Origin of the sequence: Sphingobacterium composti (assembly GCF_009829075.1) — a bacterium.
GTDB classification, from domain to species: domain Bacteria; phylum Bacteroidota; class Bacteroidia; order Sphingobacteriales; family Sphingobacteriaceae; genus Sphingobacterium; species Sphingobacterium composti.
The window spans coordinates 1-25,842 of the sequence record NZ_WUQZ01000022.1; the positions used below are offsets into that span (position 1 = coordinate 1).

Sequence of the window (25,842 nt, forward strand, 5' to 3'; positions counted from 1 at the left end):
GTCTTTCTCATGGTGAACTTTATACGGTGGTAACTAATAAAGAAGCTCACGGAAAGAAAGGGACTATAGTTGCAATTCTCAAAGGAACTAAATCCGATAGTATTATCCCTGTGCTTCAACAAATTCCACTCGATTACGCAACAAAGTACGGGAAATAACACTTGACTTAGCTGGTAATATGGGGATTATAGCTAAGAAGTGTTTTGCTAATGCAGTGCAGGTTATTGATCGCTTTCATGTGCAGCAATTGGCAACTGAGGCACTTCAAGAAATCCGGATAAAACACCGTTGGGAAGCTATTGATGAAGAAAATATGGCCATTGAAGACGCTAAAAAAAGGAAAGAAACTTACTGTCCAGAAATCCTATCAAATGGTGATACTATAAAGCAAATGCTAGCTAGAAGTCGCTATTTACTCTATAAAAGTGAACATAAATGGACAGTAGAACAAAAGGAAAGAGCTAGTTTACTATTTGAACGCTATACTGAAATTCAAAAGGCTTACAAATTATGCCAAGAACTATCTTGGATATACAAAACAACTGTAGATAAAATATATGCTTTTACACGACTAGCTAAATGGGCTGAGAAGGTAGAGCAAGCTGGGTTCAAGTCTTTCAATACCGTGTCAAGAACTATAAATACGCATCACAAAAAGATTCTAAACTACTTTGATAACAGAAGTACCAATGCTTCAGCAGAATCTTTTAATGCAAAAATAAAAGCATTCAGAAGTCAGTTTAGAGGGGTTCGTGATATCAATTTTTTCTTATTCAGATTGACTAAGTTATTTGCTTAGTCCACAGGTTTTGTACATGATCCCTTTTTTGCTTGATCCGTATGATCCCCATGATCCCTACCTTCTATGAAAATTAAAATAATAAAACAAAAAAGCCTCACATTACTGTGAAGCCTTTAGAAGCGGGTAAGTAATGGGGCTCGAACCCACGACCCCTAGAACCACAATCTAGTGCTCTAACCAACTGAGCTATACCTACCGTGTTTGTGCTACAAAAGTAGTAGAAAACCCCATTCTATGCAAATATTTCTACATAAAAAATCCTCATTATGAAATAACACAATGAGGATTAAGGAATTATTTTTTAATAAATATTAAATCATCTCTACGCTACGCTTCACAAAAGAGGTTAAATCCGCTCCTGTCAACAATCCACGTGATAATAAAGCTAAATCAAAAGCTTGTTTTGCTAATTTTTCAGCCTCTTCATCTGAACTTTCTACGATGCGCTTTACTAAAGGGTGATTACCGTTTACCGTTACTTTGTAGTTGTCTGGCAATGTGCCATAGAAGCCCATACCACCACCAGTTTTTGCCATGTCTTTCATACGACGCATAAACTCATCCAAAGTCACTGACACAGGCAATTCATCCGCTGCTAAAGCTTCTACTTGAACATTCATATCATTTCGGCTGATAGCTTTCGTAAATAATTCAGAAGCTTTTTTGCTTTCTTCTTCGGTTAATGTTAATTCAATTTTTTCGTCTTTTTGAATTAACTTATCAACTACGTCCGAATCCACACGCTTTAATTGTACTTTCTCGCCACCTTTTTGTTCTAGGTACGAAGCGAAGTGTGTATCTAGTGGTCCATCCAATACCAATACATCATAACCTTTTGCTTTAGCATTCGATATAAATCCATCTTGTTGTGCAGCATCCGAAGTATATAAATAAACGATATTACCGTCTTTGTCTACATTAATATCTTTTACTTTTTCATAATATTCTTTGATGGTATAATTTTCACCTTCTGTATTTTTAACCAAGCAGAATTCATTTGCTTTCTCCGCAAATTTTTCTTCGCTCAACATACCGTATTTGATAAATAAGCCGATATCATTCCATTTTTCTTCAAAACCTTTACGGTCAGATTTGAAGATTTCTTGCAATTTGTCAGCAACTTTCTTCGTGATGTAGTTGCTAATTTTCTTCACATTACCATCCGCTTGCAAGAATGAACGCGATACGTTCAATGGAATATCTGGCGAATCAATCACACCATGCAACAACATCAAATATTCAGGAACGATATCTTTTACCTCATCCGTGATAAACACCTGGCGCGAGTACAATTTGATTTTATTGCGTTGGATTTCTAATTCATTCTTGATTTTAGGGAAATATAGAATACCTGTCAAATTGAATGGATAATCTACATTCAAGTGAATCCAGAATAATGGCTCGTCAAAAGTATTAGGATACAATTCACGGTAGAATGCCAAATAATCTTCGTCTTTTAATTCTGAAGGCGCTTTTGTCCAAGCTGGATTCGTATTGTTGATGATATTATCAACTTCTACTGATTTGTATTTTGGTTTACCATTTTCATCCTCGCCATCTGGTTCAGAAGATGTTTTCGTTCCGAAACGAACTTGTACAGGCAAGAATTTAGCGTATTTGTCTAAGATTTCTTGCAATCTGAATTTGCTTAAAAATTCTTTTGAATCTTCATTAATGTGTAATATTACATCTGTACCACGTGTAGTACGTGTACCTGCTGAAATTTCGTACGATGTACTACCATCACAAACCCAATGTGCAGCCTCTGCCCCATCTTGGTACGACAAAGAATCGATTTCGACTTTATCAGCAACCATAAATGCCGAGTAGAATCCTAAACCAAAGCGACCAATAATTTCATTTGCATCATTAGCCTCTTTGAATTTTTCCATAAATTCAGTCGCACCAGAGAATGCGATTTGATTGATGTATTTTTTAATCTCTTCGGCAGTCATTCCAATACCATTATCCGAAATGGTAATTGTTTTTGCTTCTTCGTCGAATTTTACATCAACAACCAACTCTCCCACCTCGCCATTAAATTGACCTAATGAAGAAAGACGTTTGATTTTTTGAGAAGCATCTACTGCATTTGAAACTAACTCACGTAGGAATATCTCATTGTCTGAGTAAAGGAATTTTTTGATAACCGGAAATATATTCTCGGTATGAATCGAAATAGTGCCTTTTTCTGTGCTCATATATTTTAAATTTTTCAGTTTAAATTTTACACAGAATATTTATCAATGCACGTTCCAAAAGGATTTTTCAGGACATTTTGACAGAGGAAGTGTCAGAATGGGATTAGTTGCTTTTTAAATCTAATAGTATCGCTATTTCCTTTAAATCTCTAACGTATCTACCTCCTATTATTCTAGGGATCCATTTATAATTTGACGAATATTTTTGTAATACTCGAATAGCTTCTTTATCTGTACCGCAACCTAGATCTTCTAATACTTTAATATCTGAAAAGCTACCATCTTTTTCTACTATAAAAGAACACATTATCTTCCCCTTAAGCCCTCTATTATCCATTTCCCTTGATATCTTAAATTCTTTAAGCATGTAATTTTTAAAATTTTGAAGGCCCTCCTTCGGCTGTGGAGGATGTTCAATACTCATCTTTGTAATCGTATCAATTTTAACCCTCTGTCCAAAAACATTAAAGAACAGGAATGACATAACACCCAATAAAAGAAAACTTTTCATTCTTAAATCTAAATATTTTTTTTGAAAACAAAATAAAGTCTACTATATTTGTAGAGTATTCAGAATTGCATCGTGCAATACCAACCGAGTGTAGACACCGCGGTGGTAAAATAATACGGGTTTTGTACCAAAATAAACGTCCTAAACAACGCTTATTTTCCCCTAAAGTTTCTGGATACAATTTATAGTTTAACCTTTTAAATTTTTAAATTGTATGTCAAACACAACACATTTGTACCAGCACCTTATCGAAAAATTCAGTAATTATTCGATTGAAGAACTTATCCAACTAAACAATGAAACTGTAAAAGGCCAAGGTTGGGGTTCAGCTAAAGCAACATTCCGCACAGCAATTATCACAGCTTTCTCTCGCAAAGGAATCGACTTGTCGCAGATTCTTTCAAAAGATGATGGATTCACAACAGTGAAATCCATTCCTGTACGATTGGAGGATAATGTTCTTATTCCTTTGTCCTATTGAGAATGAATAACTGTTTATGAAAATTACTTCGTCATCGACTCTTATATAACGCAATGAGAAATCTAAAAACATAACTTTAGATTTCTCCTCGTTCCTCGTCGATGACGTTAGCATTTTGGTCATTGCAATTTGCTACCTATTTATCGCCCAATTATTAATTCGCATGCGACAATGCATACAATGCAAATGTCCCTAACCAATGCGAACCCATATAATCATCTTGTACTGATAGATTAGGCAAAGAGAATTTTATATGCTCATTTGCGATTTTTTTCAAATGATTCAATTCAGACTCTTTGCTACTAATGCCGTACAAACAAGCAGCTCGACTATAATTTAAACCATCTAAATGCACTAATTTGCCATCCGATCTGTCTTTTACAACAGCGGGATCCAATCTATAATCTACTTTAAATAAACCTGGCATAAAATTCCCTAACCAAGTTTTATATTCCTGTTGCTCCAAAATTTTAGACATCAAATATGCTTCTTCCAAACAAGGTGAAAGAAAATCATATCCGCTAGGTTCATAAGCCAAATCACAATTAATATCATTCAGAAATAACCGTTTTCCGTGTTTGATTATTGCGTTCTCAAAATCTTTATTCCCGACTGATCTCGCATAATCAATAGACAAAGACAAACCAAAAGCTGAATTATCATGTTGTCCAGCACGAATAGGATAAATAAGTTTTGGTAAATATTCTATATAACGCTTAACTAGTAAATCAGCTAGAGGCTGTAAGTTTGCTTCCCAACGTTGTGCATCTTCATCTTGCCAATTTGAAAGGCTTTCTTGGAGTTTAAACAGCCAAGCCCATCCGTAAGTACGTTCGAAATTTTTATTATTCTCATCATTGAAAAAGGCTAATTCAACCGCCACATTTTCAGGAGTAATATGTTTATTGAGGATGTTTCTTATTTTACCGTCGGAATCCAAATCAGGATACTTTTGCATTAGCTCGACAATAGACCAGTATCCATGAACCGAAGAATGCCAATCAAAACAACCATAGAAAATAGGCCGTAGCTGTTTAGGAGATTTCAAATCCGCATCTGAGCCTAATACTTGACCTAATTTATTAGGATATTCTACCTCTAGGCAGTGAATAGGCAATTCAAAAATACCCTTTGCTTGTGCTTCCGTTAACATCAAATGTTGAATTGTGTCTGAGGGATTGGAAGTAGTATTACTATTTGCAGATTTATCACTACAACTCCAAAAAGATAATGATAATGCAATTACAAAAATAGAAACAACTTGAAATTTCATTTGTTAGATTTATGTGTTAATTACAATAATAAAAGTATAAACAATTTTATAAACTAAAAACATGAATATTACTGATTTGATTACTGGAGGCATAGGATCAAAAGCTATTAGCCTTGTTGCTAAAACGCTAAACATTGATGAAAGTAAGGCAAAATGGGTGGTAGCAGCTGCCGTACCCTTAATGATTGCTGCTTTGAATTATAATTCTAAGAAAAGCAAAGAAAAAGAAGAAGGCATTAATAAGGCTTTAGAAAAGCATAATGGTGGAATATTCGATCAAATCGGAAATCTATTTGGAAATGGTCCATCTGAAGACGATAACAAGATTGTGAATCATATGTTCGGGAAGAATACAGAGGTAGTAAAAGACAATCTTGCTTCAAAAACCGGCTTATCTGCGGACAAAATTGGAGGTGCCTTAGCTATCCTAGCTCCTATCGTAATGGGATATTTAGGAAAACAAAAACAACAAGAATCCGGCGGTGGTGGCATTGGCGATTTACTGGGAAGTGTGTTGGGTGGTGGTCAATCAACTTCTTCTGGTGGTGGTGGAATTATAGGTTCTATACTTGGAAGTGTATTGGGAGGCAGCGGAAATAGCAATCAATCATCTTCTCAAGGCGATTTAGGAGGATTAACAGATTTAGCGGGTGAATTCTTCAATCAAGGAAATGATAACAACAAAAAAGGTTCTATTTTAGATTCCTTAGCAGGAATGTTTGGAAAATAGTAATCAAATGAAAAGCAGCGATGATATTCGTCGCTGCTTTAATAAATAGATAGGTAGATAAAAAATATCTTAAATTTCTTCTAAAGACTTTCCTTTTGTTTCGGGAAGAAATAGAATAAATACGAAAGAGAGTATTACCATTATTGCATATAACAAAAAGATATAAAAACCTCCTTGTGCATTTCCTTCCACGATAACTGGAAATATCCAAGATATCAATGCTGCAAATACCCAATGCGTAGTACTACCTAATGAAGATCCTTGCGCACGTACCTCATTTGGAAATATCTCTGCCAAAAACACCCATATTACTGCTCCTTGTGATAATGCAAACGATGCTATAAATCCAAGAATATAAAACAACAAGTAACTAGAAGCATCACCTTTAAGACCGAAAGCTGTCAACATCAAAAAAATAAACATTCCAATAGCTCCTGATAATAATAGTTTTTTACGTCCTACTTTATCAATGATACTCATACCCAATAGTGTGAAAAACACATTCGTACCGCCAATAAAGATAGGTTGTAAATAGCTCAAATCCGCACTAAAACCTGCCATATCGAAAATGCGTGGAGCATAATATAGAATGGCATTAATGCCAGTCATTTGATTAAAGAAAGCCAATAAAACTGCGAAACTAATCGGTTTGAAATATTTTGCTTGAAATAAAGATGTAGTGGATTTTGACTGATCACTTACCATTTGATTTTCAATACCCAAATTATCAAAAATCACTTTTGCCTCTTCCTTTCTGTTCTGCAACACTAACCAACGCGGACTTTCGGGAGTATTTCTCAAAAGCAGATAAAACAATACAGATGGTATCGCCATAATTCCTAGCATATATCGCCAAGCGTCTTCACCCATACCTGCAAATAGGAAATTTGTCAGATAAGCAATAAAAATTCCACTTACAATCATTATTTGAAATAAACCTGTGAGTTTTCCCCTATCTTTGGATGGAGATATTTCAGAAATAAAAACTGGACCTACAACAGAACTAATCCCTACTGAAACTCCGCCAATGAATCGAAAAAATAAAAACATAGACCAAAAATTTGCTAAAGCACACCCTACCGCAGACAATAAATATAATATAGCTATGAATAGCAATACTTTTTTACGACCATATTTATTCATAAAATTACCTGCACATACTGCTCCCAAAATGGTCCCTATTAAAGAGATTGAAACAGTAAGCCCATGCCAAAAGGAATCGAGTTGCCACAATTTTTGAATAATTTGTTCTGCACCTGAGATAACGGCTGTTTCGAAGCCAAACAAAAAACCTCCTAAGGATGCTATAAGGGCATATTTCCAAACATTTTTCATATATTAGTGATTATAATTTTAGTTTAAACTTCTGTAGTAGAGATCATCCCATAAAATATATTAAGGTCGTCCATAGAAGCTATTTTAATTGGAATATTCGTTGTTATTTGTAAGTTTTCTAAGAATAAATGACTTGACTTTGCAATACTTCCGCCAATAACTATATAATCAGCTTTTAGTGGTAGCACATATATCGAAATAAACTCAGCCAAAGCCTCAGTCAAAAAACGAAAAGAATTTTCTACTTCTTTCTCATGTTGATTACTACTCACCAACTCTTTGACATTGTTAAATTTTACACCAAATCTATTATTCACATAGGAGATTATACCTCGTGTAGAGATATAATCTTCTGAGATACCATTTCGAAAATTTGCTGACCCATAATTAAGATCATTAACTATTCCATTTTCATATAAAGCAGATCCTAATCCTGTACCTAAAGTCAAACCCACCACTTTAGTATCCTTTAATTTGTGATGATAAATCTCTCCCAACAAGAAAGCCTGAGCATCATTGTAAAAATAAATATGTTCCTTATCCACAGCACATATTTCGCTCAAGTAAGACTTGACATCCATGTTCAATAAGGATTGATACTTATTCATTCCATCCATCAAAGAAATTCCATTTTCGTAGTCAAATGGCCCAGGAATTGAAACAAAAACAGCTTCAATATCGCCTAAGATATTATCTATCGATTTCATAATACCATACTTCCATTGCGACAGAATACTTTCTTTATCAGCCATGCTCTCTACTGCCGATCTATTATACGCCACAGCAATGCGTGCATCATTCAATTGTTTAACCACTGCTGAAGAGATATGCGACCCACCTATATCCAAACAAAGCATATTTTTTTTCATATAACTATTCAGATGAAATTGGCATTGGATCAAATGATGATTGTACTTTCGGATTATACACAGCAACTCCTACCATTGAATCGGCACATCCATAATACATATACCATTGTGATTTATAAAACACTAAGCCCTGTAAGAATACGGTACCATCTGCATATTGACCACTTTTCTCAAAAGCCTCCATTGGTCGCATAAATGGAATATCCATTCTTTCTAATACTTTTGATGGGTCCTCTTTGTCGAACAATACTTGACCGCCACTATATGTTCCTGTAGGTAGACGCTTGTCTGCAAATTGAGTTTCATTATGATTTTTACCGTTGTAAATCAATAATATTCCTTTATCAGTTTTTACCGCAGGAGGTCCACACTCTGTTAGTGCACTATCGAAATAACCTTCACGTACATCAATGAATTTTGCTGGATTACCGACAGAATCCAATACTGGCTCCCAATCAATTAAATTATCCGAGGTAGCGCCATGAACACCATGTTCTCCGAAATACATAAAATATTTACCATTTACCTTAGAAACAACAAGTCGATTATCCTTAACTTCTGTCACGATGGAAGCCGATTTATGAGGCGTGGTCATAAATTTTGAATACTTAGCATGTTGGAATATTGGACCATGTTTCTGCCATTCCCTAAGATTTTTAGACGTAGCGACTCCTAGTCTTGGTGTATCCCTATTCCATTGCGTATAGAAAACAACAAAAGTACCATCATCTGTCACCGCTACACGTGGATCTTCTATACCGCCTGGCCATTCGTATTTCTTCTGCTCATCTTCATCAGGAAATAAAACAGGCTCAGGAAACCTTGTGAAATTAATACCATCTAAACTATAAGCTAAACCGAGTCTAGACGTACGAAAACCTATCCCTATTCCAAATTTATCTTCTGCACGATATAACATAAATACTGTATCATCTTTGACAACTGCACCAGGATTAAATGTATCATTCTCTTCCCAACGAACCATCTTTTTTGACATGGGATCAAAAAATGTAGTTGTAGAATCAGGCTTCATGATAGGATTAACATCTGCTGGACGTACAAAGCCGCCTAAATACCAAATAGTATCTTTCGGGTCATCATTCTTCACGGAAGAAGAATTCGTACAATTTGTCAAAACACCGATGACAGGTATTAGAAATATTAAATTAAGTAACTTCATCTATAAATAGTTTAAAATTGATTAATAATCTGGATTTTGTGATATTTTACCTACTGTTTTATCTACCTCCGCTTGAGGAATAGGATATAACATATGTTTATCTGCAAATGGTTTTCCCATTCCTGTTAATGTTTGCTTCGCAATCTTCCAACGCTTTAAATCGGACAATCTATGACTCTCCATACCTAATTCTACCCTTCTTTCTTGCTGAAGCCAAGTCATAGCTTGGCTAGCATCAGTACTCGTAGGACGATCAGGCAATATAGAATTATTACCTCCGCGCGCACGTTGACGTATTCGATTTATAATAGCAATACCTGCGGGAATTTGTCCATCCTTGATTAATGCTTCAGCTTTCCATAACAATACATCAGCATATCGAATATAAATTCTATTTACAGGCGAATTATCATTACCCTTAAAACCAATATCTTTGGCGCCTAAAAGTTTGAAAACAGCACGTACAGTATCGGCAACATTTGCCGTTAATTCCTTTCTTGGGTCACCATTTTCAAATGAGTTTAAAAAATTAGTGGATGGAGCCATAAATCCCCAGCCCATTAATGCGGTAAAACCATTTCCCCTGCTAGGCTGCAAACCAGTCTGATGGTCATAAATAAAAATATTTTCTTTTTCTAAGTATGATTTTGTTTCATCAAATGCATCAAAATAATTAGCATTGAGGTCATAAAAACCTAATTGTTCAAGAGCATTTACTTGAGTGATTACTTCCTTCCAATTTTCTTCAAATAAAGCAACTTTCGCTAATAATGCAATCGCTGCGCCCTTGGATGCTCTCCATTTCTCAGCATCATTACTAAATTTTGTGTTCGGCAATCCATCAATTGCATTTTTCAAATCTGCCTTTATTTGATTATATACATCAGATTTACTCGAACGTACTGCTACTTCGTAAGCTTCATTAAAATTTGATAGTGGCTTGAGCAATAATGGAACGTCACCAAATAATTTCACAAGATCGAAATAGAAAAAAGCACGTAAAAATGATGCTTCCCCTAACAATCGAATGCGTTGTGATTCTGCAATATTTAGTTTGGCCAAAGTAGTCTCATCAGTAAGTTGGAAAATTGCTGTATTACTTCTGGAAATTCCTTCGTAATTGTATTTCCAAATTCCAGCGAAAGCACCATTCTCAGGAGTGAAATTGTAATTTGCAATATCATCCATCCATGCTTGATCTCCATCAGGATTCCATTTCTTCATAGCGTCGCCAGACGCAATATCTTCTAACAAAAAATCAGGACGTATAACTAGTCCTCCATTCCAATCCCAGTCGCCATATATATTTAATGTATAAGACAGTGGTCGATAAGCATTTTCGATACCAGTGCGCACTGTACCCTCAGTAGGATCAACTTGCACTTGTTCTTTTGTAAGAATACCAATTGGATCTTTTTCCAAATATTTAGAACAACTCGTAGATAATAGTATTATCACTACAAGTAATAAATTAATTTTTCTCATGACTTAGAAGTTAAAATTAAGACCTAATAATACTGACCTAGATTGCGGATAGGTGCCTCGATCTATCAAATCTGTTGTTTCAGGATCTAAACCCCCATATTTTGTCCATGTAAATAAGTTCTGCGCTGACACGTATAATCGCGCATTGTTAATGCCTAATTTTTTGACATAATCACTAAAGGAATATCCTAACTCCACATTTTTAAGTCGTAAGTAGGATGCATCTTCAATATATAAAGATGAAAATTTACTAATACCAGTGTCTTCAAAAGCTACCCGCGGTAAGGTATTTGATGAACCTTCTCCGTCCCAGGCCCCTAACATTCGTTCACTATAATTGAATGGACGAGTATCAAAATCTATTATACGCATACCATCATTGTAACGATCTACCTTACTTACTCCTTGAAAAAAGATATTCAAATCAATTTTTTTGTAATCAAATCCTGCAAAAAAACCATAACTCCATTTTGGTATAGGATTTCCAATATATGTTCTATCCATATCGTTGATTATACCATCTTCGTTAATATCTTTAAACTTAATGTCACCAGGCTTATTAGTTGGATTTGCTACAGCATGTAGGTGGCTAGTAATCTCAGCGCTATTTTGATAAATACCTTCCATTTGATAACCATAATAAACATCTAGAGGATGGCCAATCTCCGCACGCGAATAAGTACCAATAATGCGTGGTACATTTTCATGCAAACCAACAACCTTGTTATTTACACTACTTATATTCCCTCCAAAATGATAAAAGCCACTGTCGCCAATTTTATTTCTATATTTTGCACTTAACTCAAACCCCTTATTGTCGACTTGTCCGGCATTTACATAAGTAGCATCCACATTTCCTATGAATGTAGGTAAGCTTACTGCCAAAAGAATATCTTGTGTTTTTTTATGGTAAATATCGGCGTATATCTCTAGTGTATTGTTTAGCAAACGTAAGTCTAACCCAAAGTTATTTTGCAATGTGCTCTCCCATCTTAGCTGCGGATTTCCATATCTGGTAATGTTGCCTTCTCTACTGAAAAGTGATAAATAGGCATAATTAGGAAGATTTTGGTTTCCCAATTTACCTGAACTTACTCTAAATTTTAAATAATTGATAGTTGAATTTTCGGGAAAGAAATCTTCATTACTCAAAGTCCATCCTAATGCAATGGATGGAAAGTACCCCCATTTATTGTCAGTACCAAATCTTGAGGAAGCATCAGCACGCACATTCCCTGTTACACTATATTTATTTTTATATGAATAAGTAGCAGAGCTAAACATGGAGAATAGCGCCCATTCTTGGGCAAACCCACCATTCCATAGATCCTGTCCAGTTCCACCCAAATCTAAATATTGAAATCTGTCTAGCGTATATTCAAATCTTCGACGTGAAGCATTTATTGAATTACTTTGATTATTAATGAATTCTGACCCTACCAAAGCATTTATAAGGTGATCGCCAAATGTTTTGTCATAACTTAATACATTATTCCAAGTAATGATATAATCTTCTCCACGATCCTCATTTAATCCATTAGGTCTGTTGTGACGCCCTTGCCCCACATCAACAGTAGGATCGACACGTTCATCATCACCAAAATTCTGCATAAACAACTTGTTATGATTAAAATTAAGCTCTACCCCTACATTAGATCTAAATCGTAATGATTTGTCTGACACTAAATCAAATGCCGCTTCTACATTTCCAAACAACTTGAATTGTCTTTGATTATTATCCGAATAATTAGCTAAGGCTATTGGGTTTTGAGTCCATTCATATAAGTTTGATTGAAAATTTCTGGGATTTACATAAAATGGTAAATCAGTATATGGATTATCAACGCTATAAGTTGGATCACTAGGGTCTTTAAAAACACTCAATACAGGAGGTCTGAGAAGTGCATGACGTATAATTCCCGGCACATCACCTCTCGATGATACCACCATTTTATCTTGATGATTCAACAAAATATTACTTTTAATTTCTACTCTATCGCTTAACTTGGCCTTCACATTTGACCTTAGCTCTATACGTCTATACTTATCATTGTCATAGATAACAATACCATCTTGGTCATAGTAACCACTTGAGAACATATAAGAAACACGGTCAGTAGCTCCAGATGCTGATAATTGAAAACTTTTTGTTTTGCCTTGTTCGAATAGTTCGTTCAGCCAATTGGTATTAGCGATATCCGTTCTGCCCTTCTGACTTATATATGGATTTGTTCCCGATGAATATGTATTGCTCCAAGCTTTTTCCAAAGTATTTAAATAGTCCGAAGTGTTCATCATCTTAGGAAGATTCACGGCAGAATTAATTCCTGTAAATGCATTGACTTCAAATTTTGCACTACCTATCTTACCAGACTTCGTCGTAATCAAGATTACACCTGCTGCTGCACGCGACCCATAAATAGACGCTGAAGAAGCATCCTTAAGAACAGTAATTGACTCAATATCCGCAGGATTAACAAAACTAAAATTGGTAGTTGGAATTCCATCGACAACAAACAAAGGAGAATTATTACCAATTGTTCCGATACCTCTGACACGAATATCAATGGCATCTCCTGGTTGACCAGTAGATTGGGTAATATTTACACCAGATGCTTGACCTTGTAACATTTGCGCTATATCTTGTACACGTCTTTTTTGCGCTACTTGCATATCCACCCTACTCACTGCTCCAGAAATATTGGACTCTTTCAAACTATTGTATCCAACTATTACTACCTCTTCTACATCCTTAATACTACTGTTGAGGGATATTTCAAGATTATATAATGATGAAAGCACCATTGATCCAGACGTATATCCAGTATAAGTAACAACTAACTCGTCCCCAATATTACCTGAAATGGAAAATTCACCGAAAGCATTCGTTAATGTTGTCACATTGGTTTTAGTATTTCGAACTGATGCTCCTGATAATGGAGTACTTTCGCTACTTAGTACTTTACCCTTGTAGATTTGTTGTTGAAAATTAATGTGTCTACTTGAATCATCTACTTCCCCATAGAGGTATATTACTGGGGCCCAGACACTAACAGAAATATAACAGGCATATGCTGTTATCCGTATAATGTATAACTTTAGTTTGTGCATAATGATTTATATTGGTTATAAAATTTTGCAAAACCGGTTTTGCAATTGAAGTAAAATTATAGCATATATTTAATATATCCAAATTTATTTTTTAGTGCTATCTCTAATTATCAATTTTGAGGGAATAATGAACTCTTCTACTTCTCCAGTATTCTCTTTCAGCTGCGATATAATACTATTTACAGCTTTTAGTGCTAATTCTTCCAAAGGCTGACTTACACAAGTAATAGTCGGAGTATATAATTCAAATAAATCATGATCATCGAATGCGACCATTCCGAATTTATTAGTGTAATTAATATTTTGTAAAATTTTCAAAGTCTTCACACACAAATAGTTTGTACTGAAGTAAAGTGCATCCATATTTGGGTATGTTTTAAACATACTTTGAATTTTTAGCGTAAACTCATCGATAGAACTTTGATATGGCAACTTAATTATAATTGATTCAACAGAATTATCACTGACTACATCCTCATAACCTTTTAACCTATCTAGCATTTGAGGTTGTGAAGATTCAATTGTTATGAATCCAATTCTAGAAAATCCATTATCGAATAGATGTTGAACAGCATTTTTACTTGCAACATAATTATCTGTTCCTACATAGTTTGCTTCGACACCCTCAACCCGTCGATCAAAAAGAACTAAGGGTAGTTTTTTCTTAAGAATTTTTTCAATAGGTGACTTTTGTCCTAATGTAGGAGATAATATAATTCCTTCCACTTTTTTTTCAAGCATCATATTCAAGATTTCATTTGCATTATCTTGATTACCTAATGTACTGCTGTAAAAAACGTGATAACCATATTGTCGTAATTTCTCCTCTATATAGAGTGCGATTGGTCCAAAGAAAGAATCACCTATATTCTCAACAATGAGTCCGATTGTGTGAGATTTTCCTGTAGCAAGACTCTTTGCCAAAGCATTTGGTTTATAACCTATTTCCTCAACATAATCCAAAATACGTTTAGCTAATGACTGACTTATACGTCCTTGCTCAGCTTTACCATTTATTACTAATGAAACTGTAGATTTAGAAACTTTAAGATGTTTGGCAATATCGTTAATTGACATATTTAGTATTCTGTTAAACAGCAATATTAATAACTAAATTTAACTTTTAGAGACACTATCGTAAATTATCATTTATTAAGTTTAAAAAGCTGGGTTAATGAACTACAAAATCAAATGACAACTAAGTGTACTTTTTACAATAAGTAAACCATTGTAACACAAATCTTTCAGATATAATCCCTACCTTTGCACTGTCTAAAATAGTATATATGTCAATAAATAAAGGACTAATAGCTCTTGCTTTTGGTGGTTTAGCCATTGGAATGACAGAGTTTACCATGATGGGAATCTTGCCCGATATAGCGAAAGATGTTAACATCGATATTCCAACAGCTAGTAATTTAATAGGACTCTATGCATTAGGAGTTGTAGTCGGAGCTCCTACCCTTGTGGCCGCTACATCGAAATATCCTGCAAAGAATGTTTTACTTTTTTTAATGTTGTTGTTCTTCGTATTCAACGCTATATTCACATTAGCACCTAATCAATGGAGCTTGTTTGTTTCACGTTTTGTATCAGGACTACCACATGGGGCTTTTTTTGGTATCGGATCAGTTGTTGCCTCAAAACTAGCAAAACCTGGTAAGGAAGCTCAGGCCATATCTATTATGTTCACGGGAATGACATTAGCCAATTTGGCTGGAGTACCTTTGGGTACATATATAGGACACTACTACGATTGGCGCATTACATATGGAGTTATTAGTTTGTTAGGATTACTTACTTTCTTGACTATATATCTATGGATGCCAAATTTTCCAGCCAATAAGGACAGTAATATTAAGAAACAAATCAGTTACTTCAAGCGTTGGGATGCTTGGTTAATTATTGCGATCATTTCTATAGGTACTGGAGGCTTATTTGCATGGATCAGTTATATTGCAAAATTAGTGACTACTGTCTCTGGTCTAGCAGAGGGAAATGTATCTATAATAATGATATTGATTGGAGCTGGTATGTGTGTAGGGAACCTTCTTGGGGGTAAAGTGGCAGACACCCTTTCCCCTAGCAAAGCAGCTATTGCTTGCTTCTTAGCTATGGCTACGTGTCTACTTGTACTTTTCTTCATTGCTCACATTACTATTTTAGCTTATCCAATGGCATTTATCACAGGAATGATTGCTTTTAGTATCGCTCCTTCTTTGCAAATGATGCTTATTAATAATGCGAAAGGCGCTGAAACATTTGCGGCATCTGCTGGACAAGCAGCTTTTAATATTGGTAATTCTATAGGCGCATACTTAGGCGCAATACCAATTATATATGGGTTTACATATAATTACCCTTCATTGGTAGGGGTCGTAATGGCTAGTATTGGAGCAATTTTGACCTATGTATTCTTAGTAAAAGTAGAGATGAAAGGCGCAACAGTACCCGTTAAACAGGAAGAATACTGCCTAGATTAATTTCAACACACTTTCCCAATTAGCAGAACTTAAAAAACATAAAAAAAGCTCTTCAAAAAAAATGAAGAGCTTTGAAAGACGTACGCCAAAAGGGATTCGAACCCCTGACCGACGGTTTAGAAAACCGTTGCTCTATCCAGCTGAGCTATTGGCGCCTCCCTTTCGGTAATACAAAAGTAGTGTTTTGTTCATTATTTGCAAAATATCAACGCTAAATTTTACCTTTATTTCAATAACTATTTGCTAGACAATTGAATAAAATTTCTTAATTTCTTAATCTAGATTAAGAAATCGAATAGTAGGCAACATTTATCTTTGTAATTGTTAGAAATAAATATTATCCAACATATAAAAACTACGTAATTATGGCAAATTGGCAATTAGACACAGCACACAGCGAGCTAGAATTTAAAGTTCGTCACATGATGATTTCAACTGTTAAAGGACAATTCAAAACTTTTGAAGTAAATGTTGAAAATGAATCCGATGATTTGACTGGTGCACAAGTAGAAGTTAAAATCGAAGTTGAATCGATTGATACAAAAAATGAACAACGTGATCAACATTTAAAAAGTTCTGACTTCTTTGATGCGTCAACTAATCCATATATCTTGTTTAAGTCTACGTCGATTAGTAAAGAAGACGATGATGAGTATAAAGTTAAAGGTGATTTAACTATTAAAGGAATTACAAAACCTATTTCTTTAGAAGTAGAATTTGGGGGTGTTGCTAAAGATCCTTGGGGAAATGATAAAATTGGTTATACTGTGAGCGGTAAATTAAATAGAACTGATTTTGATTTAACGTGGAATGCTGCATTAGAAACGGGTGGTGTAATGGTTTCAGAGGAAGTTAAGTTTTCAGCGGATTTACAATTTGTAAAATCTTAATTTACAAACAAATAATCCTCTTATAGGCTTTAAAGGGATTTTATTTTAAAATAAATTTTGCAAATCAGGGTAGAATTTCTACTTTTGTGGCGGAGAGCTGGCAGAGTGGTCGAATGCGGCGGTCTTGAAAACCGTTAACTGTAACAGGTTCGGGGGTTCGAATCCCTCGCTCTCCGCAGAAAATCCTTTCAGTATTGAAAGGATTTTTTTATTTCCACAAACTTTGTCATAGAGCCATTTTAAATATTAAATATAATCAATTGTATATATTTACGATTTTCGAATTAGTAAATAGAAATACGTATAATATTGTAAAAAGAAATTAAGAAAGGGATTTTAATTATTAGCTAGACAAGATGTTATCAGACAATCTTATATAAAGTTTTTTATTCTTTCGGCTCAACTTCCGATATCACATAGATATCTTCGTTATCCTTTTTCATTTTATATTTCTCACGAGCGATACGCTGTATTTCATTGGGATTATATTGCGCATCTTTTATGGATTTCTCTAGATTAATAACTTCAGAAGTGTAAAATTCTTTTTCATACTCAAGCTTATTTCGCTCTTTCTGATAACCATATTGCGTAGCAAAATCATATCGATCAAAAAAACACATCCATACCAAGAATGCTACTCCCGCAATTAGGAATTTATTTTTTACTAATGATACGGCTCTTTCCATGACACAAAAATAGTATTAACTTTTTATATTTCTAATAAAGATATCAATTTTCAGCAAAGAAAAAAAGGAGAAACTTACGTCTCTCCTTTTTGATATTCTAAAATAAGTTAAACTTATTTTTTGATTGCGAATTTGAAATCTTTACCGATGAAACGAGCATTAACACCCAATTCTTCTTCAATACGTAACAACTGATTGTATTTAGCCATACGGTCAGAACGTGAAGCCGAACCTGTTTTGATTTGACCACAGTTCAATGCAACAGCTAAGTCAGCGATTGTAGCATCTTCTGTTTCACCCGAACGATGAGACATTACTGAAGTATAACCAGAGTTTTGAGCCAATGTAACGGCGTTGATAGTTTCAGTTAATGAACCAATTTGGTTAACTTTTACTAAGATAGAGTTTGCTGTATCAGCATCGATACCTTGTTGTAAACGTACTGTGTTCGTTACGAACAAATCATCACCAACTAATTGTACACGATCACCTATTTTTTCAGTCAATGTTTTCCAACCAGCCCAGTCATCTTCAGCCATTCCATCTTCGATAGAGATGATTGGATATTTCTCTGATAATTCTGCTAAGTAAGCTGCTTGCTCTTCGCTAGAACGAACTGCACCTTTGTCACCTTCAAATTTAGTATAATCATATTTACCATCTTTGTAGAATTCTGAAGCAGCACAGTCTAATGCTAAACAAATTTCTTCACCAGCTTTGTAACCTGCTTGTTCGATAGCTTTCAATACAGTTTCTACTGCATCCTCAGTGCCATCAAATGTAGGCGCAAATCCACCTTCGTCACCTACAGCTGTAGATAAGTTACGGTCATGCAATATTTTTTTCAATGTGTGGAATACTTCCGCTCCCCAACGCAATGCTTCAGAGAATGAAGGTGCACCAACAGGCATAATCATAAACTCTTGGAATGCGATAGGAGCATCAGAGTGAGAACCTCCGTTGATGATGTTCATCATTGGGATAGGCAATGTATTTGCATTTACACCACCAATGTAACGGTATAATGGTTGACGTGACTCTTGAGCAGCAGCTTTAGCAACAGCTAAAGAAACACCCAAAATTGCGTTAGCACCAAGATTACCTTTATTTTCTGTACCATCAAGATCGATCATGATCTTGTCAATAGCATTTTGTTCGAAAACATCAACACCTACTAAAGCTTCTGCAATTTTAGTATTCACATTCTCAACAGCTTTAAGAACGCCTTTTCCTAAATATTTTGATTTATCACCATCACGCAATTCTACTGCTTCGTAAGCTCCTGTTGAAGCTCCTGAAGGAACTGCTGCACGACCTACAAAACCATTTTGCGTAGTTACATCAACTTCTACTGTTGGATTACCGCGCGAATCTAAAATTTGACGCGCTTTAACATCGATAATTAAACTCATTCTATTTTAATTGGGTTTATGACTATTTAATATACACTTAGTGTATTTCGGACACTAATATAGTAATAATACTATTTAATTCAAAAATAACTAAATATTAATAAGTATTAAATACACAACTTAATAAAATTAAAAAAGCCTTCAACCGGGGAGATTGAAGGCTTCTTAACTAACCAATTATTAACCTAAATTATGAATTACTAAAACATATTCAATCCTTGTGCCAAACTCAATATGGCAGCTTGTTATTAACAAAATTTTAACAATTCCCCTCATCCGAATATTAATTACCTACTTTTGCGTCATGGAAATCACATCGATACTAAAAAAACTAAAAATAGATGAATTGAACAGCATGCAACGAGACACGTTAGAACAATTCAAAAACAACCAAGATTTTGTCTTATTGTCACCTACTGGCTCTGGAAAAACTCTTGCATTTAGTTTATTAGTATCCAAGCTACTTCAGGGCGACAAATCATTAAAAACACAAGTTTTGATTATCGCGCCTACACGAGAATTGGCCTTACAAATCGAATCTTTTGTTAAAAAAGTAATTACAGGCTACAAAATTCTGTGCGTCTATGGCGGGCATGATACCAAGATAGAAAGAAATGCACTAAAGGAAACTCCAACTATAATAATTGGAACTCCAGGGCGTATTATTTACCATTTAGAACGCAATTACATTTCTACAGCTGATGTGCACACCTTAGTGTTGGATGAGTTTGACAAATCATTAGAACTTGGTTTTCAAGATCAACTGAAAGAAATTATTGATGCACATCCTAATATAAAACAAAAGATACTGACATCGGCAACAGATTTGGCAGAATTACCTGACTTTGTGACATTAGAAAATGTTATTAAGCTAGATAATTTAGACTCAGAAGACAATAAACCCTCACTTACCTATAAAAAGGTGATTTCTCCTGTTCAATATAAGTTGAGGACACTTTTTAATTTATTATGTATGCTGGGAGAACAAAAAATTCTAATTTTTTGTAATCATAGAGAAGCAGTAGATCATATTTCAGAACTCCTTGATGACAGAGACTTGATACATGATGTCTTTCATGGAGGATTAGAACAGCGTGATAGAGAATTATCGATATTAAAGTTTAGAAATAATAGCAACCGAATCTTATTGACTACAGATTTGGCAGCCCGCGGATTGGATATTCCGGAAATTGATGTGATTATTCATTATCAATTACCGAGTAAAGAAGATGCTTTTATTCATCGAAACGGCCGTACCGCACGTATGCATGCCAAAGGAGAAGTAATTGTAATACTCAAACCTGACGATGATTTCCCTTATTTACCAGAAAACACAGAAGAAATTAAGGTTGAAGAGAATTTGAATCTTCCAAATAACACACCCTATTCCACTTTGTACATTAATGCAGGTAAAAAAGATAAAGTCAATAAAATTGATATCGTAGGTTATATCTTAAAATTGGATGGCGTGAAAAAAGATGATATTGGTGTCATTGAAGTTAAGGATAAAGACGCCTATATCGCTGTGAAAAGACATGTAGCCTCTATAATCATTAAAGATGGTAGCAATGGAAAGATAAAAGGCAATAAAATTAAATTTATCCGAACATAAGAAGATATTAAATTGTCATGTTGAGACTTGACGAAACATTCGAAGTCAATTCTTCCATACTTCATCAACAATCAGCATGATAATCAATTGAATTATTTAAAAATATTCCTGAGATCCATTTTTGACAAACCCCATAATTTATTGGCAAAAAGTACAATCATAACTACATAAAACAATTGTATCCCAGAATTTAGCTTCTCCTGCAAATCCGAATTAGGAATCAATTCATTCAAATTCTTAGACATCAGATAATTGATTAAAAATCCTAGGATAATTCCTGCAAGAAAACATACGTGACTAAAAAATTTATATTTCTCAGCAGCTTTTTTCTTTATTTCATCTTCCTGAATTTTTTGCAACATATTGTCTTCAAAATCAGCAAAGGGCAATTCTAATTTGCTATAAGAAAGCAATTCTTTCATTTTATTATCTTGCAATTCCATAATGCTCTCCTTTCATTATTTTGGACATAACAGCATATAAATGCTTGCGTCCTCGGTAAAGTATAGTCTTAATATTCGTCTCTGTCCAGCCTGTAATTTGTCGTACTTCTTGTAAACTTAATTCCTCTAAATAAAATAATCGCAAAGTCAAAGCTTCATTTGCGGGAATTTTTAGTAGTGCATCCTGCACTAAGAATTCTCTTTCCTTCTTTTCCAAAATATGAAATGCTGTCTCATCAAAAGCATAATCATGTACTTCCAAATCAAACTCCTGCACTTTACTTTTTATCTTTCGCAAGGCACCAAATGCGCAATTTACGACTATACGATACAGCCAAGTACTAAATTTTGATTCGTTCTTAAAATTTTTCAAAGATTGATAACAAATAATAAAAGCATCCTGCACAATTTCTTCAGCAAGATGCTCTTGCTTGACAATGGATATTGCCACCGAATACGCCATGTCTTTATATGTCTCCAAAAAATATTTGAAAGCATGTAAATCCCCAGCTAATACTTTTTCGATGTAAAGTTTATCCATTATATTATTCCTCAATAGAGTCCTTTTTGTCGAATTGTTGCGCTACTATTAATCCTATCCCAGTTGAAATAACTATAACTCCTACTACAATTACCCCATTTATATTTAAACTTTGGAAAGTATTTAAAATACCTACAATTAAAGCCCCGATTCCTGTACCCAACATCACTATTCCAGGTTTTTGCCAATCTGATTTTTCTATCTTCTCATTAATATCATAAACCTTAGGTTGCATCAATGTTTTATATTTCATAATAAAATAAATTGATAAGACAATCATTGTAAAAAACCCTAAACATATGAGGGCGACCATAGTTTCCTTTTCCATAACTTCTTCTTTTTATTAGATTAGTTGCATTAAGAATGCAGAAGGTTACAATTAAAATAAAAAAAGCATCTTACTTTATGTAAAACGCTTTATATCAATATTTTTATTTTTTTATTTTATATACTTTAAAACTTCCGGAGGCACTAAAGTATCAACAGTTCCGCCGTTTGCCAAAATATCCCGAACTATAGTCGAAGAAATATGTGATAATCCTGTACGAGCTAACAAGAAATAAGTATCAATTTCAGGTGCAAGAATAAGGTTATTCTGTGCAATAGCATTTTCAAAATCCAAATCCGTGGCATTACGAAGTCCGCGCAAAATAAATTGCGACCCAACTTTTTGGCAATAGTCCACTGTCAACCCCGTAAACGTATCAACAACAATTTTGGATTCATTCGTATATAATTCGCTTATCGCAGCTTTTCTCGTTTCAAAATCCATTAAGCCTTTCTTAGCAGAATTGACACCAATGGCAATATAGATTTTATCAAAAAGTGTCAATGCTCTATCCACCAAATCCTTGTGTGCATGGGTAAAAGGGTCAAATGAACCTGGAAAAACTGCTATTTTCATAATCTATTTGTTTTGATAAAAACTAAATGATGAATTTCCATATTTGCGTGTTTCTACAAAGAAAGGATGATCGACCAATTGACGCATGGATGGATGCTCTACTACTAATATACCACCTTCTTTCAACAATCCATTATCCAAAATCATCTGCGGTAACTGAGGTAGTTGTCCTACATCATAAGGGGGGTCAGCAAATATAAATTCGTAACTTTTTTTGCAAGAAGACACAAATTTAAAAACATCTGCTTTTCGAGTTGAAATATTCAAATCATATTGTTTTGCAATATCCTTTACATAAAACAAGCATTTGCTATGAATATCTACCGCATCCACTTCTTTCACGCCTCGCGATGCTAATTCAAAGGAAATATTTCCTGTTCCACAAAACAAATCCAAACAACTAATATCTTCCCAATCTAGCTGATGTTGCAAAATATTAAACAATGCTTCCTTAGCTATATCAGTAGTTGGGCGAACTGGCAAATTTGTGGGTGGATGTAATCGAATACCACCAATCCTACCTCCTATTATTCGCATATCGATAAATCGGCTAGTGTATTTAAGTTCTTTATGGCATGCGATACTTTACTATTATGTGATTTCCAATTGTAGGTTGAATTCATTTCTTCCAACTGTTTGGTATACTTTGATAATCTCACTCCCCATTCAGAATCTTTTGTTGCACCACTCAACATTATTTTTTGAACTTTCCCTTCAATCGCAAAATTCTTCATGATACAAAGAACATAATATGCCAAGTCATCAGGGTTTTGAATTTCAAATGTATTATAGATGCGAATTTCACTATTCACAAAAAGAAAAATATCAGCTTGATTACCGTAAATATGCACAGTAAGCAACTCTAATGCATAATCAATATTTCTAAATGCTTGACCTAATACCGCTGAAAAACTTGGCAATATAATAGCCATTGGAAATATATTCTTCCATCGATTTAGTAAAGTAGATTCAATTTGATATAATGCAGTCACACCTTGACTTTCGATTTCAGTAAATTCAATCCTTTCTTCTCGCGTATCTAAAAAGTAATCCTTATATAAATCCAACTCTCTAATATCAAATACCTCTGTCGGGATCCAAATCAAACTTTGATGTGGCAAACTAACATACACCCTCTCAAAAGGCATACTTAGCATTTTTGTAGCTTCCAACGAAGGCTTTTCATTATCATAAGTGATATAGACCAACACATCCATTTCAGGACCTATTACGACTAAATGATCTCTAAATAAATCACTCTGCACATACAAGGTATATGATGGTATATAATGTAAATGAAAATCTCCCGATATGTAGTTCATGTATAAAAGTGCTTATGAAACAGACTCCAACAGTGTGCCCTCAGAACAAAATTAGCTTTTAGAATTGAATTGACAAACCTTTTTGAATAACTTTGAATGTGCATATAAAAAATTTACTATTACAACAATTTTTATGGTCACCCACTGCCCAACAAGAGCAAGTTTTTAGGTTATTGGCTGATTACCTACACACTTTTTCCCCTCAATCCTGCTTTATCTTGAAAGGCTATGCAGGCACTGGTAAAACCACTATTATTTCTGCTTTAGTCAATTCCTTATCTCGATTGAATAAACGAGCTGTCCTATTGGCACCTACAGGTCGTGCAGCTAAAGTAATGAGTTCTTATTCGGGTCGTAAAGCCTTAACCATCCACAAAAAAATATACCGAAAAAAAAATGCGACATCGTTGCAAATGGATTTTGACTTAGGTGAAAATCTGCACGAAGACACCTTGTTCATTGTCGATGAAGCGTCCATGATTACGACCGAAGGTTTTACACTTTATTCAAATGGACTGTTAAGCGACCTGATACAATACGTTAAATCTGGACAAAATTGCACCTTAATGTTGGTCGGCGATACTGCACAGTTACCGCCTGTAGGTTTGGATTATAGCCCTGCGCTTGATATTGAGTACATCAATACGGAATTTAACCTTGAAGTCTTTACCTACGAAATGACGGATGTTGTTCGCCAAGATAAAGGTTCTGGCATTCTATACAATGCGACCAAAATACGTAATGAGATAAAACTCGATGATGAATCACCAACTTATACTTTTCCAAAATTCGTAACACAAGGTTTTAAAGATATTTTCAGAATGAATGGAGATCGTCTTATAGAAGGACTACATTATGCTTACGACAAGTATGATATCGAAAATTGTATGGTCATCTGTCGTTCCAATAAATCCGCTAACCTATACAACAAGCATATCCGCAATCAGATACTTTTTCGAGAAGAAGAAATCACAGGTGGCGATATGATAATGATTGTAAAAAACAATTATTATTGGCTACAGCAGCATGATGAAAAACATACAGGTTTCATTGCCAATGGTGATATGGCTGTTATCAAGAAGGTAAGTAATATCCACGAAATGCATGGCTATCGCTTTGCAGATTTGTATCTGGAATTCATGGATAATAATGAAGGGGACGCTATTCGTTGTCGGGTATTACTCGATAGTTTACATGTGGATGCTGCGCAATTGCCTTATGAGGATCAACAAAAACTTTATCAATCTATAGCACAGGATTATGAAGATATTTCCACGAAAAAAGACCGTATGGAAGCCATCAAAAAAGACCCTTATTACAATGCTTTGCAAATAAAATTCGCTTACGCTATCACTTGTCATAAAGCACAAGGTGGACAGTGGCCTTTGGTATTTGTGGATCAAGGATATATGACCGACGAAATGCTCAATACAGAATTTCTGCGCTGGTTGTACACAGGCATCACACGTGCTACTAAGGAACTATTCTTGGTTAATTTTAATGAGAAGTTTTATTAAACTGACAATGTTAAGGAGTTGTCATGTCGACCGAAGAAGTATCTAAACACAATT

Annotated in this window: 24 protein-coding genes, 3 tRNA genes and 1 riboswitch; of the genes, 8 read left to right on the forward strand and 19 right to left on the reverse strand. The window is 34.7% G+C overall.

Annotated features, from left to right (window positions below; all coding sequences use genetic code 11):
* Positions 1 to 178 precede the first annotated feature (178 nt).
* A complete protein-coding gene (locus GOQ17_RS13040; protein WP_236537150.1) occupies positions 179 to 799 on the forward strand; it encodes an ISAon1 family transposase in 621 nt (206 codons plus the stop codon).
* Positions 800 to 924: 125 nt separating this feature from the next.
* Here GOQ17_RS13040 and GOQ17_RS13045 read toward each other — a convergent pair.
* The 3 genes from GOQ17_RS13045 to GOQ17_RS16220 form a co-directional block, all read right to left on the reverse strand.
* A tRNA-His gene (locus GOQ17_RS13045) sits at positions 925 to 998 on the reverse strand.
* A 115-nt stretch (positions 999 to 1,113) separates the two neighbouring features.
* The gene (htpG, locus tag GOQ17_RS13050; protein ID WP_159638023.1) at positions 1,114 to 3,003 is read right to left on the reverse strand and encodes a molecular chaperone HtpG; all 1,890 of its coding nucleotides are present in this window, start codon (positions 3,001 to 3,003) and stop codon (positions 1,114 to 1,116) included.
* 103 nt (positions 3,004 to 3,106) lie between these two features.
* The gene (locus GOQ17_RS16220; protein ID WP_201288621.1) at positions 3,107 to 3,514 is read right to left on the reverse strand and encodes an energy transducer TonB; all 408 of its coding nucleotides are present in this window, start codon (positions 3,512 to 3,514) and stop codon (positions 3,107 to 3,109) included.
* 50 nt (positions 3,515 to 3,564) lie between these two features.
* A riboswitch (SAM-I-IV-variant riboswitch) is annotated at positions 3,565 to 3,659 on the forward strand.
* 69 nt (positions 3,660 to 3,728) lie between these two features.
* On the opposite strand from GOQ17_RS16220, the gene GOQ17_RS13060 reads away from it, so the two are divergent.
* Positions 3,729 to 3,995, forward strand: coding sequence for a 5-oxoprolinase (locus tag GOQ17_RS13060; protein WP_159638025.1), 267 nt, complete (start codon positions 3,729 to 3,731; stop codon positions 3,993 to 3,995).
* A 154-nt stretch (positions 3,996 to 4,149) separates the two neighbouring features.
* Here the strand turns inward: GOQ17_RS13060 and GOQ17_RS13065 are convergent, their stop codons facing one another.
* The gene (locus GOQ17_RS13065) at positions 4,150 to 5,268 is read right to left on the reverse strand and encodes a DUF2891 domain-containing protein (RefSeq protein ID WP_159638027.1); all 1,119 of its coding nucleotides are present in this window, start codon (positions 5,266 to 5,268) and stop codon (positions 4,150 to 4,152) included.
* A gap of 61 nt (positions 5,269 to 5,329) precedes the next feature.
* Between GOQ17_RS13065 and GOQ17_RS13070 the strand changes: the two genes are divergently transcribed.
* Positions 5,330 to 5,998: a DUF937 domain-containing protein gene (locus tag GOQ17_RS13070; protein ID WP_159638029.1), complete on the forward strand. Its 669-nt coding sequence runs from the start codon at positions 5,330 to 5,332 to the stop codon at positions 5,996 to 5,998.
* A gap of 69 nt (positions 5,999 to 6,067) precedes the next feature.
* On the opposite strand, the gene GOQ17_RS13075 is transcribed toward GOQ17_RS13070, so the two are convergent.
* The 6 genes from GOQ17_RS13075 to GOQ17_RS13100 all read right to left on the reverse strand — a co-directional run bounded on the left by GOQ17_RS13075 (position 6,068) and on the right by GOQ17_RS13100 (position 15,055).
* Entirely contained in the window at positions 6,068 to 7,333 is a 1,266-nt protein-coding gene (locus tag GOQ17_RS13075; protein WP_159638031.1) for a sugar porter family MFS transporter, read from the reverse strand.
* Positions 7,334 to 7,356: 23 nt separating this feature from the next.
* The gene (locus tag GOQ17_RS13080) at positions 7,357 to 8,202 is read right to left on the reverse strand and encodes an ROK family protein (RefSeq protein ID WP_159638032.1); all 846 of its coding nucleotides are present in this window, start codon (positions 8,200 to 8,202) and stop codon (positions 7,357 to 7,359) included.
* A 4-nt stretch (positions 8,203 to 8,206) separates the two neighbouring features.
* Positions 8,207 to 9,382: a beta-1,2-mannosidase gene (locus tag GOQ17_RS13085; RefSeq protein WP_159638034.1), complete on the reverse strand. Its 1,176-nt coding sequence runs from the start codon at positions 9,380 to 9,382 to the stop codon at positions 8,207 to 8,209.
* A gap of 21 nt (positions 9,383 to 9,403) precedes the next feature.
* Positions 9,404 to 10,867, reverse strand: a complete 1,464-nt coding sequence (locus GOQ17_RS13090; protein WP_159638036.1) for a RagB/SusD family nutrient uptake outer membrane protein — start codon at positions 10,865 to 10,867, stop codon at positions 9,404 to 9,406.
* 3 nt (positions 10,868 to 10,870) lie between these two features.
* Positions 10,871 to 13,978, reverse strand: a complete 3,108-nt coding sequence (locus GOQ17_RS13095; RefSeq protein WP_159638038.1) for a SusC/RagA family TonB-linked outer membrane protein — start codon at positions 13,976 to 13,978, stop codon at positions 10,871 to 10,873.
* Positions 13,979 to 14,062: 84 nt separating this feature from the next.
* Positions 14,063 to 15,055, reverse strand: coding sequence for a LacI family DNA-binding transcriptional regulator (locus tag GOQ17_RS13100; protein ID WP_159638040.1), 993 nt, complete (start codon positions 15,053 to 15,055; stop codon positions 14,063 to 14,065).
* A gap of 209 nt (positions 15,056 to 15,264) precedes the next feature.
* On the opposite strand from GOQ17_RS13100, the gene GOQ17_RS13105 reads away from it, so the two are divergent.
* Entirely contained in the window at positions 15,265 to 16,461 is a 1,197-nt protein-coding gene (locus tag GOQ17_RS13105; RefSeq protein ID WP_317163275.1) for an MFS transporter, read from the forward strand.
* Positions 16,462 to 16,542: 81 nt separating this feature from the next.
* Here the strand turns inward: GOQ17_RS13105 and GOQ17_RS13110 are convergent.
* A tRNA-Arg gene (locus GOQ17_RS13110) sits at positions 16,543 to 16,616 on the reverse strand.
* A gap of 210 nt (positions 16,617 to 16,826) precedes the next feature.
* Between GOQ17_RS13110 and GOQ17_RS13115 the strand changes: the two genes are divergently transcribed.
* Positions 16,827 to 17,351: a YceI family protein gene (locus tag GOQ17_RS13115; protein WP_159638042.1), complete on the forward strand. Its 525-nt coding sequence runs from the start codon at positions 16,827 to 16,829 to the stop codon at positions 17,349 to 17,351.
* 91 nt (positions 17,352 to 17,442) lie between these two features.
* A tRNA-Ser gene (locus tag GOQ17_RS13120) sits at positions 17,443 to 17,527 on the forward strand.
* Positions 17,528 to 17,737: 210 nt separating this feature from the next.
* Here GOQ17_RS13120 and GOQ17_RS13125 read toward each other — a convergent pair.
* Complete coding sequence (locus tag GOQ17_RS13125; protein ID WP_159638044.1) at positions 17,738 to 18,037, reverse strand: FtsB family cell division protein; 300 nt, start codon at positions 18,035 to 18,037, stop codon at positions 17,738 to 17,740.
* Positions 18,038 to 18,150: 113 nt separating this feature from the next.
* Positions 18,151 to 19,449 carry a phosphopyruvate hydratase gene (gene eno / locus GOQ17_RS13130; RefSeq protein WP_159638046.1) on the reverse strand — a complete coding sequence of 433 codons (1,299 nt, stop codon included), beginning with the start codon at positions 19,447 to 19,449 and terminating at the stop codon, positions 18,151 to 18,153.
* 304 nt (positions 19,450 to 19,753) lie between these two features.
* Between eno and GOQ17_RS13135 the strand changes: the two genes are divergently transcribed.
* The gene (locus tag GOQ17_RS13135) at positions 19,754 to 21,061 is read left to right on the forward strand and encodes a DEAD/DEAH box helicase (protein WP_159638048.1); all 1,308 of its coding nucleotides are present in this window, start codon (positions 19,754 to 19,756) and stop codon (positions 21,059 to 21,061) included.
* A 92-nt stretch (positions 21,062 to 21,153) separates the two neighbouring features.
* Here the strand turns inward: GOQ17_RS13135 and GOQ17_RS13140 are convergent, their stop codons facing one another.
* The 6 genes from GOQ17_RS13140 to GOQ17_RS13165 all read right to left on the reverse strand — a co-directional run bounded on the left by GOQ17_RS13140 (position 21,154) and on the right by GOQ17_RS13165 (position 24,271).
* On the reverse strand, positions 21,154 to 21,483 hold the full coding sequence (locus GOQ17_RS13140; RefSeq protein WP_159638050.1) for a hypothetical protein: 330 nt from the start codon (positions 21,481 to 21,483) through the stop codon (positions 21,154 to 21,156).
* A 4-nt stretch (positions 21,484 to 21,487) separates the two neighbouring features.
* Complete coding sequence (locus tag GOQ17_RS13145) at positions 21,488 to 22,045, reverse strand: RNA polymerase sigma factor (RefSeq protein ID WP_159638052.1); 558 nt, start codon at positions 22,043 to 22,045, stop codon at positions 21,488 to 21,490.
* A gap of 4 nt (positions 22,046 to 22,049) precedes the next feature.
* The gene (locus tag GOQ17_RS13150; RefSeq protein ID WP_159638054.1) at positions 22,050 to 22,373 is read right to left on the reverse strand and encodes a hypothetical protein; all 324 of its coding nucleotides are present in this window, start codon (positions 22,371 to 22,373) and stop codon (positions 22,050 to 22,052) included.
* Between the two features lie 111 nt (positions 22,374 to 22,484).
* On the reverse strand, positions 22,485 to 22,949 hold the full coding sequence (gene coaD, locus GOQ17_RS13155) for a pantetheine-phosphate adenylyltransferase (protein WP_159638056.1): 465 nt from the start codon (positions 22,947 to 22,949) through the stop codon (positions 22,485 to 22,487).
* A 3-nt stretch (positions 22,950 to 22,952) separates the two neighbouring features.
* Entirely contained in the window at positions 22,953 to 23,486 is a 534-nt protein-coding gene (locus tag GOQ17_RS13160) for an RsmD family RNA methyltransferase (protein ID WP_159638058.1), read from the reverse strand.
* Positions 23,477 to 24,271 carry a DUF3822 family protein gene (locus tag GOQ17_RS13165; RefSeq protein ID WP_159638060.1) on the reverse strand — a complete coding sequence of 265 codons (795 nt, stop codon included), beginning with the start codon at positions 24,269 to 24,271 and terminating at the stop codon, positions 23,477 to 23,479. The genes GOQ17_RS13160 and GOQ17_RS13165 overlap by 10 nt, the downstream gene beginning before the upstream one ends.
* 98 nt (positions 24,272 to 24,369) lie before the next feature.
* On the opposite strand from GOQ17_RS13165, the gene GOQ17_RS13170 reads away from it, so the two are divergent.
* A complete protein-coding gene (locus GOQ17_RS13170) occupies positions 24,370 to 25,788 on the forward strand; it encodes an ATP-dependent DNA helicase (protein WP_159638062.1) in 1,419 nt (472 codons plus the stop codon).
* Positions 25,789 to 25,842: the final 54 nt, after the last annotated feature.

Coding starts and splice junctions, on each gene's coding strand:
- GOQ17_RS13040 (WP_236537150.1), top strand. CDS start 179: ATGGGGATTATAGCTAAGAAGTGTTTTGCTAATGCAGTGCAGGTTATT.
- htpG (WP_159638023.1), bottom strand. CDS start 3,003: ATGAGCACAGAAAAAGGCACTATTTCGATTCATACCGAGAATATATTT.
- GOQ17_RS16220 (WP_201288621.1), bottom strand. CDS start 3,514: ATGAAAAGTTTTCTTTTATTGGGTGTTATGTCATTCCTGTTCTTTAAT.
- GOQ17_RS13060 (WP_159638025.1), top strand. CDS start 3,729: ATGTCAAACACAACACATTTGTACCAGCACCTTATCGAAAAATTCAGT.
- GOQ17_RS13065 (WP_159638027.1), bottom strand. CDS start 5,268: ATGAAATTTCAAGTTGTTTCTATTTTTGTAATTGCATTATCATTATCT.
- GOQ17_RS13070 (WP_159638029.1), top strand. CDS start 5,330: ATGAATATTACTGATTTGATTACTGGAGGCATAGGATCAAAAGCTATT.
- GOQ17_RS13075 (WP_159638031.1), bottom strand. CDS start 7,333: ATGAAAAATGTTTGGAAATATGCCCTTATAGCATCCTTAGGAGGTTTT.
- GOQ17_RS13080 (WP_159638032.1), bottom strand. CDS start 8,202: ATGAAAAAAAATATGCTTTGTTTGGATATAGGTGGGTCGCATATCTCT.
- GOQ17_RS13085 (WP_159638034.1), bottom strand. CDS start 9,382: ATGAAGTTACTTAATTTAATATTTCTAATACCTGTCATCGGTGTTTTG.
- GOQ17_RS13090 (WP_159638036.1), bottom strand. CDS start 10,867: ATGAGAAAAATTAATTTATTACTTGTAGTGATAATACTATTATCTACG.
- GOQ17_RS13095 (WP_159638038.1), bottom strand. CDS start 13,978: ATGCACAAACTAAAGTTATACATTATACGGATAACAGCATATGCCTGT.
- GOQ17_RS13100 (WP_159638040.1), bottom strand. CDS start 15,055: ATGTCAATTAACGATATTGCCAAACATCTTAAAGTTTCTAAATCTACA.
- GOQ17_RS13105 (WP_317163275.1), top strand. CDS start 15,265: ATGTCAATAAATAAAGGACTAATAGCTCTTGCTTTTGGTGGTTTAGCC.
- GOQ17_RS13115 (WP_159638042.1), top strand. CDS start 16,827: ATGGCAAATTGGCAATTAGACACAGCACACAGCGAGCTAGAATTTAAA.
- GOQ17_RS13125 (WP_159638044.1), bottom strand. CDS start 18,037: ATGGAAAGAGCCGTATCATTAGTAAAAAATAAATTCCTAATTGCGGGA.
- eno (WP_159638046.1), bottom strand. CDS start 19,449: ATGAGTTTAATTATCGATGTTAAAGCGCGTCAAATTTTAGATTCGCGC.
- GOQ17_RS13135 (WP_159638048.1), top strand. CDS start 19,754: ATGGAAATCACATCGATACTAAAAAAACTAAAAATAGATGAATTGAAC.
- GOQ17_RS13140 (WP_159638050.1), bottom strand. CDS start 21,483: ATGAAAGAATTGCTTTCTTATAGCAAATTAGAATTGCCCTTTGCTGAT.
- GOQ17_RS13145 (WP_159638052.1), bottom strand. CDS start 22,045: ATGGATAAACTTTACATCGAAAAAGTATTAGCTGGGGATTTACATGCT.
- GOQ17_RS13150 (WP_159638054.1), bottom strand. CDS start 22,373: ATGGAAAAGGAAACTATGGTCGCCCTCATATGTTTAGGGTTTTTTACA.
- coaD (WP_159638056.1), bottom strand. CDS start 22,949: ATGAAAATAGCAGTTTTTCCAGGTTCATTTGACCCTTTTACCCATGCA.
- GOQ17_RS13160 (WP_159638058.1), bottom strand. CDS start 23,486: ATGCGAATAATAGGAGGTAGGATTGGTGGTATTCGATTACATCCACCC.
- GOQ17_RS13165 (WP_159638060.1), bottom strand. CDS start 24,271: ATGAACTACATATCGGGAGATTTTCATTTACATTATATACCATCATAT.